Source organism: Streptomyces sp. NPDC002018, from assembly GCF_042890865.1.
Taxonomy (GTDB): domain Bacteria; phylum Actinomycetota; class Actinomycetes; order Streptomycetales; family Streptomycetaceae; genus Streptomyces.
In genome coordinates this window covers 13,410-31,573 of record NZ_JBIASO010000035.1, presented here as the reverse complement: position 1 = coordinate 31,573, position 18,164 = coordinate 13,410, and the positions used below count along the sequence as shown (strand labels likewise).

Genomic DNA, 18,164 nt, shown 5'->3' with positions numbered 1-18,164 from the left:
GTCCTCTGCTCGGCCGGTTCCGAACGGTCGCCAACGGCCGCCTCCCCGCCAACCGCGCCGCGCCTCCGGCAAGCCCTCCGGCTTGCCCGCGGGAACGCGGGAGAGATCGTCCAGAGCCCGGCGACGGAAACGGGTGTGCGGCGTGGCCCACGGGCCGTACCGGTCGGGAACATCCCGCCAAGCCGTCCCGGTACGGAACTTCCCCTTTTGGTGTTGACTCCGACCACGAAAAGGCGTGAGCGGCGCTGGTCGATACGGTGGCGGTGGAGGCCTGAGAGCTCGCCCCAGTGGAGGCCGGGGTAGAAGCCGAGTAGGCACCTGGCAGTGCTGCGCCGAAACCGGGCCGCTCGCCTTCACACGGTGAATCCGTCGAGGGTGCTGTACTGACCGGACAGCTTGGTCACCACGATGGTGTGTCTGCCCGAGGAGAGCAGACCGGACGTGTACACCGCGACGTTCGCATGTCGTACGCCGTCGCTCGGCAGTGTGCTGACGACCTGCTGCGGTCCGCCGTCGATGCTGATTCCGATGTTTCCCTGGTCGGTGTTCTGCTCGCCGTACACCGTGACTCTGGTGCCGGTGAAGGTGAGCGACGCGGTCGACCCGTTCGACGTCGCGTAGTGGACGTCGTTCTGATGGTCGCCGTACGAGCGGCCGTCCGCGTACGCGAATCCGCTGTAGGTGATTCTGCCGTCGTCGTCGTTGAGCCGGATGGATCCAGGGACCTGCGGAGTGACGGAGATCTGCCCGGCTGTGGTGCCGGCCGGGACCGGGACGATCATGAATCCGCTGGACAGGTGGGTCACATCGGCGACCGGGGTGGTGCCGATGTATACCGGCGTTGCCGGGCCGAAGCCCTCGCCGGCGACGAGCACCTCCGTCGCGTTGGCCGTGGGCGACACGTAGTAGATTTTCGCGGGGACGGAGACGACCGGCGTGAAGGAGCCGGAGCCCGTGCCCGCGGCGCGCAGCAGGGCGTTGGGAAGGTCGGTCGGCTTGGGGGTTGCCGGGATGGTCGTGTTCCCGCTGGCGTGAGTGTCGACCGGCTGGGCGCACGGGTATGACTGGATGCCGGCGGAGAAGTAGTTGCCGGTGATCCAGAAGTGGCCCGTCGGGCTACAGCCGCCGTGTGATTTGTCACCGGCGCGGAAGGCGACGTTTCCCTGCCAGTTGATCCACTCCGAGCCGGCGTCGTTGTAGTAGGTGAAGTTGGTCGTGGGGCCGTTGTAGGCGATGTTGCCGGTGACCTGAAGGCCCTTGGCCAGGGTCTGCACCGGGTCGATCGTCGTCCCGTCCGCCTGGTACACGTACTGCGCCTGGTGTCCCTCGACGTAGACGGCGCCGCCGTCGCTGCGGACGGACAGATAGTCATGGAGGATGTTGTTGCTGATGGTGTTCGAGCTGTTGATGTTTGTGGTGTTCTGCGGGGTGCTCGCCTGATTGACGTGCCCCTGGATGACTCCGGCCGTGATGCCGGTGTAGGGCAGGTCGTACAGGTTGTTTCGGGTAATGGTCGTGTGCTGTGAGAACAGCAGGGTGATGCCGCTGGCCGAGGAGTAGTCGGTACCGATGTGATGGATGACGTTGTCCGCCACGGTGGTGCCGGTCAGGATTTCGTTGGTGCCGATCGCAGCGGTTTCATTTGCTCCGTTGGGGGTGCAGTTCTGCTTGATCCCCGCGGCGTCGGACGGGTCGGTCGGCAGCGGGTCGTAGGTGCAACCGAGGAGGATCGCGGTGGAGGCGATGTCGGTGAATTCGTTGCCCTGAATGAGGGTGTTGGTCGCTCCGTACATCACGCCCAGTCCGGCTCCGCCGAGTCCGGTGAACCGGTTGCCGGTGAGCGTGATGTTCTTGGAAGCGGTGAACGAGACGTTCGCCAGGGGCTGGGTCAGCGATCCCCAGGGGCAGCTTCCCGCGGGATTGGAGAACCTGCACATGCCCTGGTTGTTCGCGCCGGTCATCCGCAGATTGCTCTGCACGTCGGCGAACCCGGAGCTGGTGGAGGGAGCGTTCCAGGTCGCGAACGAGAACTGAAGACCGCTGAAGGTGATGTCGTGGATGGGCGCGGCGAGAGTACCGGCGCCCTGGACCAGGGTCTCGAGGCGCGGCAGTTCCACGTCGAGGGCGGACATCTGCTGGCCTGCGGAAGGCTTGTAGTACAACGTGCCGCCGGCGCCGTCCAGGAACCACTGTCCGGAACCGAGCAGGGCCTGCGCGTTCTCGATCCGCGCGGGCATCGTCTGGGGCGACATGGACGGCAGGCCACCGCTGGCTTGTGCGTAGGACGCCCGGGCGGTCACATTGGTCCAGCACGGCTGGCTCATCCTCAGCGTTCCGGCCGCCGCCGAGAAGCTTGCCACGCGGCACCTCGACTCGGTCCACGGGCCGTTGCCACCGGGGTAGCCGAACTCGACTCCCGCCACCTGACTTGCGGTCAGCGAGCCGAACCACGCCATCGCCGCCTGGTCGCCGGAGATCGTGTAGCCCGTCGACGTTCCGGTCCACGAGCCCCGGAATCCCAGGCTCGCCGGGGTCGCCTGCGCTATCGGGGCCTTATGGCCGTCGATGTACAGCTGGCGGCTGTTGCTGGAGCTGGGTACCGGAGCGGACCACACCCCGCTCGATCCGCGCTGCGTCCATCCGGTGACCTGTGAGGCCCCCGAGATCACCGGATGCGCCCCTGGCGCGGACCTCCACACCACTGGGTGGCCCGGCGTGCCCGAGTCCGCCGGGGCGAGGGACCAGGTCTTCGACAAGCGATACACACCGTCGGCCAGCAGTACGCTGACGTCCGCGGAGGCCTCTGCGGCGAGATGGGTTCGAACCGCCTCCTGGGCACCGGACAGGGAACACGGGGCCGAGGAGGAACAGGCCGAACCCGTCCCGGACGGCGACGCGTAGAGCGTCACGGAGGCCGCGGCAGTGGCGGATTGAACTACGGGTGCCGTCAGAAGCAGACCGAGGGCTGCTGCGATCGGGCCGACGCGGCGCAGCAGCCTCCGCGTGATCGAACCTTGTGGTGACACGGGCGGGTCCTTCCCCTGTACGGAGACGAGATGATTCTGAGTGACCGGAGGGTTGGCGTGGAGGGCCGGGCAGCGCGAATATTCATCAAGGGCGTGCCAGCGTCGGGAGCTCGGGCCCGGCTGGTGAAGGACGAACGGTATTGCGTCCGCTGGAAGACTCGCGTGCGTCGGAGAGGTGCCTCCGGCGGCTGAAGGCTTGGACCACACACTTACATCCTATGTTTGGTGAATAGTCGGGCTGCCCGCCCCTTCCTGTCAAGGGCCTGCGCAAGCGTGCCGCACCAACGCTTTTGTCCGGCAAGGGTTGTTGAGCATGCGGTAGCCCCGCACGCTTACAGCGCCACCTGAACTGTCCACAGGCACAGATTCATCGGGTGTCTGGTTCGTCGGCCCAGGCCCTGACGTACCCGCCGACGGCCTCCACCGCGGCGGGCACGTTGCCCCCAACCGGACGCATACAAGGCGGTCCTCGGAGCGTGGGACCGGCTCGACGTTCCGCTCACCGTCGCCGCATGACGATCCTCTGCCCTGTCTTTTAGGGACAGGGCAGAGGCGTTTACACGAACAGGTCGGCCCCGGGACTTGTTCTTCGGGCGGCGTCCGCTGTCCCTTGTTCTCGAATGGCCGGGGGCAGGCACAGAGATCACCCTGGATCAGCTCGCGCAGAGCCTCACGGCCGGCCGGCGGATCCGGGGGAGTCCCAAGCGGTGAGCACGGCGGATCGATCCGGTCTGCGTACGCCTCGGTCCATTCCAACCGCTGCGGAAACCGGCCAGGAGGTCGCACTGGCCGGGTGGGGAGGGCGCATCATGCCGAAGGTGTGGCCGCTGGGTGTCGGGCTGAGAGGGTGTCGAGGAGCTGTCCGAAGGTGACCTTGTCGTCGTCGAAGGTGAAGTCGAGGGCTTTCAGGAGGGCTTGCCAGTGTGTGGGATCAGTGCCGCACCGGGCGAGCAGGACAGGCAGCGCTACGACGGGAGCGTCCCAGGTGAGAACCTCATCGAAGGGCATTTGCCGCAGGTGGTCCAGGGTGCAGTGCCGGGAGCGCAGGACCGTGTGGTACACCGCTCCGTGCGACCACAGGCTGTCTCTCTCGGGCGCGTCCAGCCAGGACTGAAGGATGGCTGCCGGGTCGGGGTGTCGGTCGAGTTCGTCATCGGTCAGGAGCCGCAGCACGCCGTCGTCTTCCGCTTCGGCCGGAGCGAGCGCGCCCGTGTCCGTGCGCAGCCACGGCGGTGCGGCGTCCTGGAGGGTGATCCAAGTGAGTTCGAGCGGGTGCAGCGCTTGGAGCACGTCAGTGACCGCAGTGCGTGGCGTGTGCGGGTTGTTGGCGAGGGCAACCACGGCCTCGGCGCGATGGTGCTGGTAGTCGTTCTCCAGCAGCCGGGCGGGTGTGTCGAGTTCACGGTCGATGCCGTTGTTGAAACGGGACCAGCGACGACTCGGCGGGACGGAGACGACCTTCGGGTGCTCAAGGTGGGTGAGCAGTGCGCACGCCTTGGCCAGATGGTCGGGGTTGATGCTGAGGAGAGCCACGTCCTGGGCAAGGTCGACCTGGCGGCCATCGCCGTACTTTTTGTTACGGGGCGGGCCGAGTAGCCGGCCGCGTCGGATGCAGGTGTCGGCGGCCTCGCGGAGCTCCTGGGCGGCAAGGTCCAGGAGGCGTGGGTAATCACGGACTCGTTTGGCGATGTGGTGCAGCCGGTGGCGGGCGCTGATGCTGGGCTTGGGCAGGTCCGCGAGTTCCGGCAGGCACAGCGCGGGCAGACACGCCCGCAGTAGGTCGTCGTCCAGTGCCGGCCCCGGCTCGGTTGGTGCCTGTGACCCGTCCGTGTCGTCGGTGAGCAAGAGGGTGGCTGGCGCCCGCATGCGTTGCTGGTTCGCCTCGGTCTCCGCTCGATCGAGCAGCAGATGCTGCACCGCTGCACCGACGGTGGGGTGGTGGACGAACTCGCGCCACCTCTCAGGGCACGTGGCGAGAACGCGCCAGGCGCGACCGTCACCGAGCCGATGGTAGAAGCCCAGGTGGAAGTCGAGCGGCCGGGTCCAGTCCTTGTGCCGCTCGGGGGCGAGCAACGCGGCTGCCAGGCGTCGAGGTCCTGCTGGAGCTGGCGTCAGCGGATACCACCGTCAAGGCGCTGGGCACGCCCTCACTGCGGGCCCAGCGGCGCCCTTGGTCAGGTGTCTGTCGAGGGGGTGTACAGGTGTGCTTGCCGTATCCCGGCCTTGCGTAGTTCGTCCGCGATGATCCGCAGGTCGGTACGGGCCATGCGCGGCATGATTCCGTCCTTGCAGTCCAACCACACGGAGGGGACGGTTTCCTCGACGGCCACGAAGTTTGGATTGTAGAGATCGATCAGGCCGTACTCCGTCTCTTCCGGAGTGCGTTCACCGCCGTCCTCAAAGACCGTCCACATGCGGTCTGCGGCGGCGGTGAGCGCCACAACTGCACGGGCGTGGTCGTCCGACTCGACGGCGATCTCCCACTTCTGGTGAGGAATGCCGCTGATCCTCTCGATGCGCAGCGTGTTCGGGTCCACGGTGATGCCGCCGGGCTCGCTCTCCGAGACGACGGCACGGCTCATCCACCGCGGGCCTTCCTCGGTATCCAGGCATTCCTCGGCCACGCGCCACAGCATGTCCGAGCTGCCTTGACGGACCGCCTCCTCGAACAGGGCCTGTGCGCCGTCCGGATCGAACACTTCGAAGGCCTGGCACCCGCCTCTGAACGCGACCTCGGCGGGATGGTCGACGCCCGGCGTAACACTCTCGGTATTCTCCATGCCCCGTATCTATCACCAGGGTCTGACACAGGGTGGCGTGGTGGGTGAGGGGGGCGAGTCCGCCGACGTTGCCGGCGTAGGGCACGGCCCAGCCGTAGCGGGCGGCCTGGGTGAACCGGCCACCGGGAGGTCCACGGCCCCGGCGCAGAACTGCCCGACGTCGGGGTCGAGGATCAGCAGTCCGTGCTCGTCGGCCGGGCAGTGACCGGGCAACAGCACGCCGACCATCAGAGGTCGGCCGCTCCGACGATGCCTGGTTTTGAAGTGGTTGGGTGGGGGCTTGCCGAGGGCTTCTTCCGCGACAGGGGCGAAGGCGATGCGATGCGGTAGCTCACGCGGCGGCCGCCCCGAATCCGGCGGCCATCTGCTCCGTGCGCAGCGGGACGTCGACGCGGTCGATCGGACTGGCGGCTGGGACGACCCGCTGCGGGCCGGGAACCTGGAACAGGGCGCCTGGGCGATCGTGCGCCGGGCCGTCGACGACCAGCTCGAACGGGAGGGCCGCGCGCCCGCGTTCGTCATGAACGGCCCCATAGCCCAGGCCCTGCGCGCGACCCGGGACAAGTTCAAGGTGATGGAGAGCAGCAGCGTTCTGTACGCGGCGATCGCCGCCCTCCCGCCCCGGCAGTTCGAGGTCATCGTCCTGCGCTACATCCTCGGCTGCCCCACCAACAAGGTCGCCTGGTTCGTGGACGTGGACGTGGGCGTGGGCGTGGGCGTGGGCGTATGGGCCGTGGGCCGTGGGCCACCACATCCGCCGGGGCCGAACGCCGCCGTGCACATGGACCGGCTCGCCGACGACGCCGAGTCCGCACCGCCCACCACGAAGCCGGACGGCGAGCTCGACGCCGATGTCGACGGAGCGCTGGTGACCGACAGCCCCGCGCGCCGCAAGAAGACCGGGCTCCTGACGAACCGTCCCATCCGCTGGACCGTCCGGCAACGACGGGGGCGAAGCTCTGGTGGTGACACTGCCCGCCGTGCCAGTGGCGGCTGGCCCCCAACACCCTGTCGGCGGCCCCGTGACTGGGTTTGCCTGCCAAGGACACGGGGCTGTCAGGCGCTGGTAATACGGAATGCCTGGTCGGCGCCGCCGGTGCAGGCGGTCTGCATGGCTTCGGCTCCTTCTGTGCGGGGCGCGAGGAAGCCGACACACAGGCCGCCGGACAGAGGCCGGAGCCGGTGTCCGCCCTGGGAGGGTTCCAGGCGGTACTTCTGGGCGGCGACGTCGGCGCAGGTGCGGGGGGTGAGGAGATAGCCCTCGCCCGGGCCGTCGACGGCCAGGCAGCCGATGCCCTTGTCGGGGTCGGGGTGGTGCCACTGGATGCGGTAGACGTTGCTGCCGAGGGATTCTACGTAGACCCGTGGCAGCGAGGTGCATGCGCCCTGGACTGCGATGTCGCGGGTGGTGCGGCCGTTCCGTTCGCGGCCTTCGGTCAGGCACAGGCCGCTTGCGGAGACGGGGCGCATGCTCGACCAGCCCGACTTGGGAGTGTTCGGGGTGCTGGAGGAGGGGGGCTTGCGCGTCGGCGGGTCTGGGTCTGGGTCCGGTGCGGGGGCAGCACCGGCGGACTCGATGGCACCAGCCCCGCCACCGCCCCCTGCCCCGCCATCAGCCCTGCCAGTCCCACCAGCGTTACCGGATCCGTCCAGGCCGGTGGATGGGCCCGGCGTGGTGGTGGACGGGCTGATGCCGGTGGGGGACGGAGCCGGGTCGGCGGCGGGCTGCGAGGTGCCGGAAGCGGACGGGACGCTGGTGGGGGATGGGCCGGCGGCCCGGTTCTGGGTGCGGCCGGTATCAGTGTCATCCTTCGGCCATAACCAGAAGGTGCTCAGGGCGGCCACGGTGAGGGCGCACAGACCGGCCACCAGAAACGTCACGGCCCGTCTACGGCGAGATCGTGACGAGGCGGTGGCTGCGGCTGGTACGGCGATGGGGGGCGGCAGCCGGTCGGCCTCGGCTCCAACGGCCACGCCCCCGGGCTTGTTGCCGAGGGAGCTGTCCGGCCCGGGGGACTGCGGGCGGAGGGTGTCCTGAGCGGGCACCTGTTCGGGTATGGGGTCCGCCGCGCTCGCGGCTTCGTCGTCGGGAGCTTTGTCAGCGGAGGGCGTCTCCTCCTGGGGGGAACTGATGCTTTCTCCGGCCGTCGGCGGTTCCGAGGCGACGGCCAGGCGCCGCCGGGCCGAGAGCCATTCTTCCGCTGCCTCGGGGCTCAGACCGCAGGCGCGGACGTAGGCGGCGAGCAGTTCTGCCCGCGGCAGCTCGTGACGTGCCAGGACCCCCGAGACCGTGGCGCGTGGCAGGACGTCGCCGACGGTGGCCGCGCGTCGTTCCAGTTCCCTGAAACTCACGTCCGCCCAGCGGCGCAGCTGACGCATCGCGGTGGTGAACTCGGCGGCGGTGTGCGCCGCGTTCGGGTCCGGGGCCGGTTCCATGACCACTCCTGATCGCTCATTTAGTCGAATGAGCTCAGTGTGGCGGTGGAGTGATCGATGACGCACCCGGATCCGAGGGTTCCTCTTGTCGGGGATGCGGTGGGAGGAAGCGCGGGGCGCGGGGCGTCCCGGGCAATGGCCGCGTCGGGGCCTACGCATCGGCTGGCCTCAGGCGCTGATGTGGCGATAGCCGGTGGTCCGGGACAACGGTGGCAGGGGCGCGACGGTGACGGTGGTACCGGGCCGGGGGGCGTGGATGACTTTGCCGTGGCCGATGTAGAGCGCGATGTGGCCGTCACCGTAGGACAGGACCAGGTCGCCCGGGACGAGCGCGGCGCGGGTGGTGGCCTTGCCCGCGTGCTTCTGGTCCCAGGTGGTGCGCGGCAGGTCCACTCCGGCTTTTGCCCAGGCCCGCATGACCAGTCCGGAGCAGTCGTAGCCGCGCGGGCCGGTTCCGCCCCACACGTAGGGCTTGCCTATCTGCGCTCTGGCGTAGCTGATGGCCTCGGCGGCCCCGGTGCGGCCCGGGACCTCTGTTGTCGGGGCGGGAGCGGTCCGTTTCGGAGCCGACGGACCGGTGATTCCGTGCCCGGAGCCGGAGCCGGAGCCGGAGCCGGAGCCGGAGCGGGCTTCGGGCGCGTGGCTTTCCGCGTCGTCGGCCAGGCGCAGCGTGTCGCCCGCGTAGATGAGAGTGGAGGCTCCCAGTCCGTTGAGGCGTTGCAGGGCGGCCACCGTGGTGCCGTGCTTCTCCGCGAGGCCGTACAGGGTGTCGCCGGGGACCAGCCGAACCGTCTTCGGCCGGACGGTGCTGTCCTTCCCCTTGGACGGGGCGATACGGCCGCCCTTGTCCTGCGCCTGGGCACTGCGGTCGCGCTGCTGCGAGTCCGGGTGTTCGGCCCTGTCCTCGCCCTTGCTCCTGGCCGGTGCGGGGACCGTGGGCCCGTATGACGGTTCGAGAACGACCGGCCGGGACGGGGAGGAGGCAGGGCCGGCCGCGGACGGGCCGTGGACGGCGAGCACCGCGCCCGCCAGGATGGCCAGTACGCCCAGCACGGCCAAGGCGCAGGTGCCCCATGCCGCCCGGGCCAGAGCCCCCCGCCTCTGGCTGGTCGGCCGCTTGCGGTGAAGTCCGCGCCGCGCGGACTGGATTCCGGTACGGCTCCCGATGACCCGCAGGTGCTTTCTCATCACATCCCCCTCTACGACCCCTCCGATGCGGGGCACGAGAACGAGACTCTTGCGGCAGGGCGATGTCCGGCAACGCCTTCGCCGTCCGGGACAGTCCGGATGTGTCCTAGCAGCTCAGAGCACCCGCAGATACGCTCCGGCACCGCTGATCCCCGCCCACGGGACGAGGGTCGGCGGAGCCGGAGCCGCACCACCGGTGTCCCCCCGTCATGTTTTTTTCGGTCCTGCAGGAGGGCCGCCGGCCTCCGGGCTCGGCATGACTATGTCCCCCTGTCGAAGGCATGACCTGAGGGAGGTGTCACCGGGCCGGCGCCCGGGAGGTGCCGTCGGAGACGCTGATGAGAGGTCCGGCCACCGCCTGGGCCGGCGCAATGCCGGGCAGCTCGCGGGCGGCAGGCCCGCACAACGTGGATGCGCGCGTACGACACCACCGCCGAGGCCGATGCGGCCGATCACCGACCTCTACCCGGGCGAGGCCAAGACCGACGCGAAGGACGCGGCGGTGATCGCGGACGCCGCCCGCACCATGCCCCACACGCTGCGCACCCTGGTACTCACCGACGAGATCACCGCTGAACTCACCGTGCTGACCGGCTTCGCCCCCGGGGGCCGGCAGCACCGCATCCGGCGCTGCCGGAACCGCTCCAGCCGCACACGACCTCAGCGTCGGCTGTCGCCGGGCGCGAGCAGACTGGTACCTCGGCGATCGCCTCCGCCGAAGGGTGGAAGTACTTCCGTACGTTCTCGGGCTTCTTGTGCCGGGACTTCGCCATCGGCATCAGCAGGCTCGCCCTGACCTTGACCAGATGCGTGAGTGTGGAATGTCTCCACTCATGGACATCCCCAGCCCGTGCGGGACTCGCCGCCGAGAGCGCTGCCGCACTCGCTTCAGGCGGCGCTGAAGCGGAACACCTGGTCGCTGGCTCTGCTGCACGTCGCTTGGATCGCTTCGGCGCCGTCGGTGCGGGGAGCCTGGATGCCGATGCACATGCCGCTGTCCATGGGGCGCAGTCGGTAGCCGCCGCCGGATGGCTCCAGGCGGTACCGCTGGCCGAGTGCGCTGGTGCATTCGCCCGGGGACAGTAACTCTGAGCCATAGGTCGGGGCTTGGTCGACGCCAAGGCAGCCGTCGGCTCCGGACTCCGGGTGTTTCCAATGGATGCGATAGATCTGGTTGCCGAGGGATTCCAGGGAGACCTGTGGCTGAGCGGCCTCGGCGCAGGGGCGCTGCACGGCGAGTTCACGATCGGTACGGCCGTTGCGCTCCCGGCCTTCGGTAATGCACAGGCCCGGTGAGTTCGCGGGGTGCATCGTCACCCTGCCGGCCTTGGGCATGCCAGGGGAGCTGGGTGCCTTGGCCGGAGGGCGACTGGGCTGGGCCGTGGTCACGGCGGCGTTCTGTTCGGACCCAGCGCCTGGGGGCGTTCTCCCTTGTTCCGCGCCGGACGGGGACGCACTCGGTGACGTGGGGGCGGACGGGGAGAGCGAAGAGGCGGGTGACGCGGTGTCCGAGGGGCCCGCGGTGGTGCGGGGGCCGTCGCTCGGCTGTGTGGTGACGGGCTTTCCGCCGCCGGGCCAGAACGCGAGCAGAAGAACCCCCGCGGCGGCGCAGACGCCGACGGCTGCCATCGGCAGGTGGCGGTTGCGGAATCTTCGGCCGCCGGGCTTTGCGGGCAGCAAGGGCGTACGGGGCGCGGTTGCGCCTACCGAAGCCTCGTTCCGCGGGTTTCCGGAGGTGCTGGTGCTGGCGCCCGTTTCCGTGCTCGTGCCGGTGTCGATATCGGCGGCTGCGCCAACGGCGGGGTCGGGTTCAGGGGCCGGCCTTGGTTCTTCGCTGGTCCGGTTCGGTACCGCGGGCTCCGCGCTCATTTGGTCCGGTACGGCGGGCTCCGCGCTCATGGCCAGTCGACGGCGCGCGTCCAGCCAGGCGTCGACGGTGGCAGCGTCGCCGCCGCACGCGCGGATGAAGGCGGCCAGAAGCTCTTCGCGCGGGAGGTCCTCCCGCGCCAGCACCCCGGAAACCGTGGCGCGCGGCAGTACATCACCCGCGTCGTTCGCCCTGCGCTCCAGCTGCCGGTAGCTGAGATCGGCCCAGTTACGTAACTGGCGCATCGCATGGACGAATTCCGCCGGTGTACGCGCGGCCTCCGAATTGGGCCCCATCCCCATATCTCCCCCTGATCGCTCGCATGCCCGAAGGGGACTAGTGCGAAAGCGAGTCGGCGAAGAGCTCGACGGCCGGTGATGGCAGAGAGCGGTCCAGCGGTCCGAGGCGGCTTCGGGTTCGGTCACGGTGTGATGTGGCGGTAGCTGACGACGTCGGACCGGTGGGCAAGCTCCGTGATGGTGACCGTACGACCGGAGCCGGGGGCGTGAATGACCTTGCCGTCCCCGATGTAGAGCTGAACGTGGCCACCGTTGTTGCTGATCACCAGATCGCCGGGCACAAGTTCGCTGCGGGTGGTGGCTTCGCCTGCCTTCACCTGGTCCCAGGTGGTACGCGGGAGCTTCACTCCGGCCTTCTCCCAGGCCCGCATCACCAGACCCGAGCAGTCGTAGCCGCGCGGGCCCGTGCCGCCCCAGACGTAGGGCTTGCCAAGCTGAGCTTGCGCGAAGGCAACAACCGCCTTCGCCCCGGCCTTCGCCCCCGACTTCGGCGCCTTCTTCGGCGGATCCGACGTCGGCGGGTCGGTCTTCGGCGGATCCGACTTGGGCGGATCAGTGTCCGGAAGATCGATCTTTTGCGGTTGCGTGGAGTCCGGGGTGGCGGGGACGCGCAGGGTGTCGCCGGCGTAGATCAGTGTCGAGGTGCCCAGATCGTTCAGCCCCTGAAGGGCCTTGACGCTCGTGCCGTGAATACCGGCGAGGGCGTAGAGCGTGTCACCGGGGCGCAGGGTGACTTTCTCGACGACCGTGCCGGTCGGTTTCTTCGGCATCTCCTTCACCGGCTCGGGCGTCTCCTTCACCGGCTCGGGCATGACCGGCCCGTACGGCGTCCGCGGCGAGGGAACGGGCGTCGGCTGGACCTCCAGGGACGACGACTCAGAGGGGCCATGCACTGCCAGCAGCACCCCGCACACCAGTGAGAGCACGAACATCACCACCAGCGAGGCCACCGCCCACAACCGCTCGCCACGGGTGCTCCGAGTCCGGGGCTTGCGGTGCGACACCGGCCCCTTCGCCTGAACCCGCGCCTGCGCCGTCCGCGGCTGCCTGCGTTGCGGAGCCTGCCGCGGGGGCCTGGGCAACGTCTGCTGTGTCATCACAACCTCCCTCTCGGGCCGCGACCTCCGCAGCTCCGAGATGAGGCTTTATCGCCGTCGTGGTGTCCCACCAGATCCTCAGGCGTCCCGGACAGTCCGGATCCGTCCACGCTCACGAAACCCGGCCGGGCACACCGTCCGACCAACCCCGGATACCGGTCCTGACCAGCACGGACGAACCTGGACTGTCCGGGCCGCCGCAATCCGTTGCCCCACCCCCACCCCCGCGGCAACGCTTCTCTCATCGCCCCGCACCACCCGGTCGGCGCCTGAACAAGACGCCCTCCAGGGGCAGATGCCGGGCACGCCCCGCCGCCAGCCATCAGTGCACCCATGCACCAGCGGCGGAAGCGCCCTCACACACATCACGTCCACAAGGAGCATCAGTATGCGCAGTACACGTGCCCGCTCACTGGCGGTCGCCACCGTCGCCGCAGGTCTGCTGGCCGGCGGTATCACCGCCGGCACCACCGGCGCCTTCACCAGCGACAAGCCCACCGACACGATCGCCGAAGCGGCGGCCGCGCGGCCACAGAATCAGCCCAAGACCCAGGGCGAAGACGCGGTGAATGCCGCAACGGGGGCCGGACAGGCGCCGACAGCGCCGCGGGCGGCTGCGGCAGAGGGCTGCAAGACCGACACCTCGCAGTACGAGATCCGCAATCACTGGGTGAACATCAAGACCGCCAATCTCAAGGTACGCATCACGCGGTGCGTGGATTCGTCCGGGAAGCTCACCCCGAGCACCACCACACGCATCTTCGCCACCACGACGACGGCCGGCGACTGGCTCTACGGCGCCACAGTCACACCGGAGCCTGTTCCCGCCATCATCAAGGCCACGGACCGCCAGTACATCCTTGAACAGGACATCGATTCCAAGACCTGCCTGGCGGTCAAGAACGGCCCGTTCTGCTACCACAACAACATCACGTTCACGATCACCGTGAACAAGACGGGCACCAAGTGGGAGATCAGGACCAAGGACACAAGTCTCGACGACGACATCGTTCCTGCCTGACCCTCCCTGCCGCCGGACAGCATCGGCGGGCGCGCCTCCTCGTCAGGGCCGGAGGCAAGGACGCAGGGGCGGTTCCGTCCTTGCCTCCCGGATAACGGGCCCATGGGTCTCCCGGTCGCACGGATGCGCCGCAGGTTCTGCATCTGGGCTTCCTCGAAGTGCCGGCGAGCGCTTCGAGAAGGCCCTGAATGTCACCCTCGACTCGGTGGTGTTCCGCTCCGGCGGCCAGGACCTGACCATCGCCGGACAGCTGGTACCGCGGTGATCCGCTGAGCATGGGACAGGAGAACCACGACGAGTGGCGCGCGGCCATCAGGAACCCTGACGTGGTGCGGGCGATGCTGGAGGACTACAGGGCCGGTCCCACCGTCGACCGGCGGCACGAGGAGGACGACCGCGCCGCCGGAGTACGGATCCGGTGCCCGGCGCTGATCCTGTGGTCACTCCGGGACGACCTGGAGGACCTGTACGGGGACCCGGTGAAGATCTGGCGGCAGTGGGCACCGGACGTACGGGGCCACGGCATCGACTCCGGGCACCACATGGCCGAAGAGGCTCCAGAAGAGCTCGCGTCCTCCCTCGCGGGCTTCTTCACCGGGCGGCCTGAGTAAGAACCCCCTCTGGGCCGCCTCCTGCTCGCCTTCCGGGAGGGCGGAAGCACGCTGATGTCTGGCAATGGGCACAAACGGAAGCGCTCGGTGCACGAGCGTTACTCAGCGGGCGCACAGGCTCCGTGCTGCTCCGTGAGCGGGGCTTTCAAGGTAGCCACAAGGTTTGTACAAGGGCTGTCGATCAGGGTTGGCCCGTCATCAACCGCCCCCTGGAGGACGAATGAGAAAGCGAATAGCTGCAGCCGCTGCGATAGCCGGTGCAGTCGCAGCGTCGGTGCTGCCGGTAACCGCCAACGCGAGCACCTTGGATTCGACAAGCGCCTCCGCATCGGCGCGGGCTGTTCAGTCTGTGCCCCGGCCGGCTACGGGGGCCGCCCCCTCCGCCTCTCAGTTGGCGTCCGCGGCGTTGGCGCCGGGCGAGCAACTGACGGTAGTGGCCGAGGGCAACGTCGGAGCTCTTGCTTGCTTCCCGTGGTCCTTCGACGAATGGTATGGCTGGTCGACCGGTGAGGCATGCCGTCCGGGCTTGACGACGGCCGAAGTCTATGCCGAAGAGGGGGAATGCGCCTTCCTCGTGGTGAAGTGGTGGAATGCCAGCGGTGGTTCGCTGGGCAGCCAGCGCATGACGCCCGCAGCATGTGACGGCACCACCAGTAGATGGACATCGCGGGCTGCTCCCTCGGGTGCCGCGCGTGTCCAGGTCAGCATGGGAAGGTCCTGACGTGGCGCTGAACACCACTTCGCGCCGCGTCCTCGCGTGGGCGGCGAGCCTGTCAGCCGCTGCGACACTGATGGTCAGTGGCACAGCTTCCGCCGCCACCATTGAGTACTACAAGACCTTCTCCTCCAGTGCGAACTACATCACCAAGTCGGATGCCAACGGGGCGTTCAACGCCCAGGTGACCTGGCCGACCACCAACAGGCCGCTGGCATGGTCGTTCGACATCAGCCCGACACTGGAACGCACTGCCACCGGCAATATGCGCTGCACGGCCAAGGTACCCAGCTTTCCCAACTACGACGACACCCATGGCAGCATCCCCGTGGACTACAAATGGCACTCCAGTGTGTCGGGGCCGCACAGGGTGAACACCAGCTACTGGTATGTGCTCAACGCTCAGTGCAAGTTTCCTTCCACCGTCAACGGTACGGGGGGAACCACGACGGTGACGTTGAAGTTCAACTACAAGATGTCGACCACCTCTGCGTTCGCGCGAGGGAACGGACCGGCCTACCAGTCGCGCGTGGCCTTCACACCGGCCTAGAGCCTCTCGTTTGGATCTTGCTGGGTCCCAGCCAGATCCAAACGAAGGACCCTAGGTACTCCAGCCGGACGGGTGGTGTCCTGGGTACAGCGCAGCATGTGCATGGGCTCGACGGCATATCCCCCGTCGATCCAGCTGGCTGACCTCCTCGCCGGCGCAGTCCGGTTGTCCCGGCAACGTCAAACCGCTGCGCCGCGCCGCCCGGCGACGGCTTCTTCCCGGTCCCTCTCGAACACCCGGACCAATTCGCCGACTTCGTCGCCACCGTTGACGATATTCCCGGCAGGGTCGTAGAAGCACTGTTTTTGTCACGGTCAAAGCCAGCTCCAGTCGGGATGGTGCCGTTTCGTCGGCACACCCGCTGTGAAATATGGGGGTAGAAATGAAGGATGACGCTCGCTGGATCCTCGCCTTCGACGCGTCATGCGCAACATGCCGCAAGGTGTCCGACGCCGTGGCGCGGGCCAGCGGCGACAGACTTGATGTGTTGCCACTGTCGCACCCGGAGGTACAACAGCTGCGAGAGCGCGGCTTGGGGAAGGACGCCCCGTGGCGGCCGACTCTGCTCCTGGTGCGTGGCTCCACGCTTCGGGCGTGGACCGGCCCCACGCTCGGTCTGCATCTGGTCCGGTGTCTCGGGCCGCGCTCGACCGTTCGCGTCCTGCAGGCGCTCGGTGACCTGAAGCGGGTGGGCGGCCATGCGCCCTCCGAGCCAACGGCGTACCGGCCGAGCCGGATGGGCCGTGCCCAGTTTCTGCGGCTTGGTGCCGGGGTTGTAGCCGGTGCCGGGCTCGTTCTCGCCGGCCGTACGCCGGCAGTCGCCGAGGACCGGGCCTGTGTCTCCGCACGGAAGTGGGTCCGCGACAACAAGGGCAACCTGCCGCGTGAGTACGACAACTTCATCACTCACCCGATGGCTGTTCGCAGGGCCGTCTTCGCCGAGCTCGACCCACAAGACCGCAGCGACCTGTGGGTGGAACACATAAACCGCTACCGGGCGGTGCACCCGAATCTCTCCCGGCAGTGCGGAAGTGTTCTTGATGAGGCACTGGCGCTTCTCTCGGTGCCATCCACATTCGCCGTCGAATCCGGGCGTGGCGCCGCAGCCCTACAGCGCTTGGACGCGCTGACCACCGAAGCCCAGCAGGCGTTCGGGCCCCTCGAGGCGGGCAGGCTGCTGTTCACCCTCGGCCCCGACGACCGGGCCGACACGGCGGTCGCCGCAGCAGGGTGCGATTGCAACTACGACCAGCCCTGGTGCGGGCTCTTTGGCGCACCCGGCGGTATTTGCATGTACGGCGGCTGCAGCGGCTCGTCCTCCGGCTGCGGCGCGGGGTGGTCGAAGCCCTGCGACGGCGACTGCTGGCTTTGAGTTCAGAGCTGCCCGGTGGGCCAGCCCACTGATCCGATCGCCCCGCTGTACCGCCCGCCGCCCGCCGCCCGCTGCCCGCCGGGCTCGGGCGGTCCGCTTACCGTGGTCGCCGTGGAAATGGGCCGAGGGACGTCGAGAAGCAGCCTTGAGCGGCCGGGGGCCGGTTCGAAGAGTTCCGGCCCCCGTGTCCCGTCCACCGGCGTCGACGGCGCCGGTGATCTTGCGGGGTCATCTCCGCCAGGACGGGGACTTGGGCCGCCCCGGGCTGCTCGTGGAACCAGGATCCCAAGCCATTCATCTGGGTCAAGACCGCCAACCGGATCCCCGAATCCGTCGCCACCCACTGCCACGAATCTCTGACTCAGGGCACTGGTGCCAGGCGAGGGCGTCGCGGACGGGGTGGGTGGTCGCGGCGGTCAGTCCGCCGGCCACCAAGCCGCAGGCAGCCAGAACCGTGACGGTGTGGGACGGGACATGCATGTTTCCTGTCCACGACATAGTGCGGCGCCGGTGCCCACGAACCCGCTGGTCCTATTGACGAGCTCGGTTGGAACATCCGGGGCGGCCGCCCGGAATCACTTGGCTCGCAGGCATCCGTCAGTCCATCGATTTGCGGGCGAGTACCGCCTCCATGACGCGGACGACATCGGTGACATCCTGCGGCCCGTCCTGCCAGCGCGCCGCCACATGGCCATCTGGCCGCACGAGGACGGCTCCTCCTGGCTTCTCGGCATCACCGATCCGCAATTCATAGAGCTCTGCCCACGTCCGAGGCCCCATGAGATCCACATAGTCATCCGCACGGAGCCCACCCTCTGGTTCGAGCGCGTGCACGCCGAACGCCCGGACCGGAACGTGGGCCGCGTGTCCTATGTCTTCCACCCACTTTGCCGCGGGTCCGGCGAACGCCAGGCTCCAGTGCCCGTCGAAGAGTTGGATTGACGACCACGAGTCACCATGGGCATCTCGCAGGAGCACATGCGGCGCGCGAGCTCCAGGACGCGCGGTGACGTTGTACTGAGTGACCGTGGAGTCCCGCTGCGGGCTTCCGTCGTCGACCAGCGCGTCGCTGCGGTAGACGTGCCCGAATTGCTGTCCCAGGGAGTGGAACTCCTCACAGGCTGCCGTATTGCATCGAATGCAACACATCTCGCGCTGCACCAACTCGCTGAGCTGCAGTTGGTGCCCAGGTTAGCGCCGGG

Annotated in this window: 11 protein-coding genes and 3 pseudogenes; 5 read left to right on the top strand and 9 right to left on the bottom strand. The window is 68.5% G+C overall.

Going from position 1 to position 18,164, the window contains the following annotated elements:
- Positions 1 to 353: 353 nt before the first annotated feature.
- From ACFYYH_RS33215 to ACFYYH_RS33195, 5 genes are all read right to left on the bottom strand, one after another.
- Positions 354 to 2,756, bottom strand: a complete 2,403-nt coding sequence (locus ACFYYH_RS33215; RefSeq protein WP_388559220.1) for a hypothetical protein — start codon at positions 2,754 to 2,756, stop codon at positions 354 to 356.
- 1,077 nt (positions 2,757 to 3,833) lie between these two features.
- Entirely contained in the window at positions 3,834 to 5,099 is a 1,266-nt protein-coding gene (locus tag ACFYYH_RS33210) for a hypothetical protein (RefSeq protein WP_388559217.1), read from the bottom strand.
- Positions 5,100 to 5,200: 101 nt separating this feature from the next.
- Positions 5,201 to 5,806 (bottom strand): hypothetical protein, encoded by a 606-nt coding sequence (locus ACFYYH_RS33205; RefSeq protein ID WP_388559214.1) that lies wholly within the window; start codon positions 5,804 to 5,806, stop codon positions 5,201 to 5,203.
- A gap of 1,056 nt (positions 5,807 to 6,862) precedes the next feature.
- Positions 6,863 to 8,242 carry an RICIN domain-containing protein gene (locus ACFYYH_RS33200; protein WP_388559211.1) on the bottom strand — a complete coding sequence of 460 codons (1,380 nt, stop codon included), beginning with the start codon at positions 8,240 to 8,242 and terminating at the stop codon, positions 6,863 to 6,865.
- A gap of 168 nt (positions 8,243 to 8,410) precedes the next feature.
- The gene (locus ACFYYH_RS33195) at positions 8,411 to 9,430 is read right to left on the bottom strand and encodes an NlpC/P60 family protein (RefSeq protein ID WP_388559208.1); all 1,020 of its coding nucleotides are present in this window, start codon (positions 9,428 to 9,430) and stop codon (positions 8,411 to 8,413) included.
- A 430-nt stretch (positions 9,431 to 9,860) separates the two neighbouring features.
- On the opposite strand from ACFYYH_RS33195, the pseudogene ACFYYH_RS33190 reads away from it, so the two are divergent.
- A pseudogene (locus tag ACFYYH_RS33190) lies at positions 9,861 to 10,028 on the top strand (transposase); the annotation flags it as partial.
- A gap of 62 nt (positions 10,029 to 10,090) precedes the next feature.
- Here the strand turns inward: ACFYYH_RS33190 and ACFYYH_RS33185 are convergent.
- From ACFYYH_RS33185 to ACFYYH_RS33175, 3 genes and pseudogenes are all read right to left on the bottom strand, one after another.
- Positions 10,091 to 10,272, bottom strand: a pseudogene (locus ACFYYH_RS33185) (site-specific integrase); the annotation flags it as partial.
- A gap of 46 nt (positions 10,273 to 10,318) precedes the next feature.
- Positions 10,319 to 11,593: a helix-turn-helix domain-containing protein gene (locus ACFYYH_RS33180; protein WP_388559205.1), complete on the bottom strand. Its 1,275-nt coding sequence runs from the start codon at positions 11,591 to 11,593 to the stop codon at positions 10,319 to 10,321.
- 125 nt (positions 11,594 to 11,718) lie between these two features.
- Positions 11,719 to 12,693 (bottom strand): C40 family peptidase, encoded by a 975-nt coding sequence (locus ACFYYH_RS33175; protein ID WP_388559202.1) that lies wholly within the window; start codon positions 12,691 to 12,693, stop codon positions 11,719 to 11,721.
- A 388-nt stretch (positions 12,694 to 13,081) separates the two neighbouring features.
- Between ACFYYH_RS33175 and ACFYYH_RS33170 the strand changes: the two genes are divergently transcribed.
- From ACFYYH_RS33170 to ACFYYH_RS33155, 4 genes and pseudogenes are all read left to right on the top strand, one after another.
- Positions 13,082 to 13,714 carry a hypothetical protein gene (locus ACFYYH_RS33170; protein ID WP_388559199.1) on the top strand — a complete coding sequence of 211 codons (633 nt, stop codon included), beginning with the start codon at positions 13,082 to 13,084 and terminating at the stop codon, positions 13,712 to 13,714.
- Between the two features lie 242 nt (positions 13,715 to 13,956).
- A pseudogene (locus ACFYYH_RS33165) lies at positions 13,957 to 14,325 on the top strand (alpha/beta fold hydrolase); the annotation flags it as partial.
- A gap of 722 nt (positions 14,326 to 15,047) precedes the next feature.
- Positions 15,048 to 15,590 (top strand): hypothetical protein, encoded by a 543-nt coding sequence (locus ACFYYH_RS33160; RefSeq protein WP_388559196.1) that lies wholly within the window; start codon positions 15,048 to 15,050, stop codon positions 15,588 to 15,590.
- Positions 15,591 to 15,972: 382 nt separating this feature from the next.
- A complete protein-coding gene (locus ACFYYH_RS33155) occupies positions 15,973 to 16,962 on the top strand; it encodes a bacteriocin fulvocin C-related protein (protein WP_388559193.1) in 990 nt (329 codons plus the stop codon).
- Between the two features lie 597 nt (positions 16,963 to 17,559).
- Here the strand turns inward: ACFYYH_RS33155 and ACFYYH_RS33150 are convergent.
- The gene (locus ACFYYH_RS33150; protein ID WP_388559257.1) at positions 17,560 to 18,123 is read right to left on the bottom strand and encodes a hypothetical protein; all 564 of its coding nucleotides are present in this window, start codon (positions 18,121 to 18,123) and stop codon (positions 17,560 to 17,562) included.
- Between the last annotated feature and the right edge of the window lie 41 nt (positions 18,124 to 18,164).

What these genes read in the sequence shown, in the direction of transcription:
- ACFYYH_RS33195 (WP_388559208.1), bottom strand. Translation starts at nt 9,430, where the DNA reads ATGAGAAAGCACCTGCGGGTCATCGGGAGCCGTACCGGAATCCAGTCC.
- ACFYYH_RS33205 (WP_388559214.1), bottom strand. Translation starts at nt 5,806, where the DNA reads ATGGAGAATACCGAGAGTGTTACGCCGGGCGTCGACCATCCCGCCGAG.
- ACFYYH_RS33180 (WP_388559205.1), bottom strand. Translation starts at nt 11,593, where the DNA reads ATGGGGCCCAATTCGGAGGCCGCGCGTACACCGGCGGAATTCGTCCAT.
- ACFYYH_RS33170 (WP_388559199.1), top strand. Translation starts at nt 13,082, where the DNA reads ATGCGCAGTACACGTGCCCGCTCACTGGCGGTCGCCACCGTCGCCGCA.
- ACFYYH_RS33175 (WP_388559202.1), bottom strand. Translation starts at nt 12,693, where the DNA reads ATGACACAGCAGACGTTGCCCAGGCCCCCGCGGCAGGCTCCGCAACGC.
- ACFYYH_RS33155 (WP_388559193.1), top strand. Translation starts at nt 15,973, where the DNA reads ATGAAGGATGACGCTCGCTGGATCCTCGCCTTCGACGCGTCATGCGCA.
- ACFYYH_RS33200 (WP_388559211.1), bottom strand. Translation starts at nt 8,242, where the DNA reads ATGGAACCGGCCCCGGACCCGAACGCGGCGCACACCGCCGCCGAGTTC.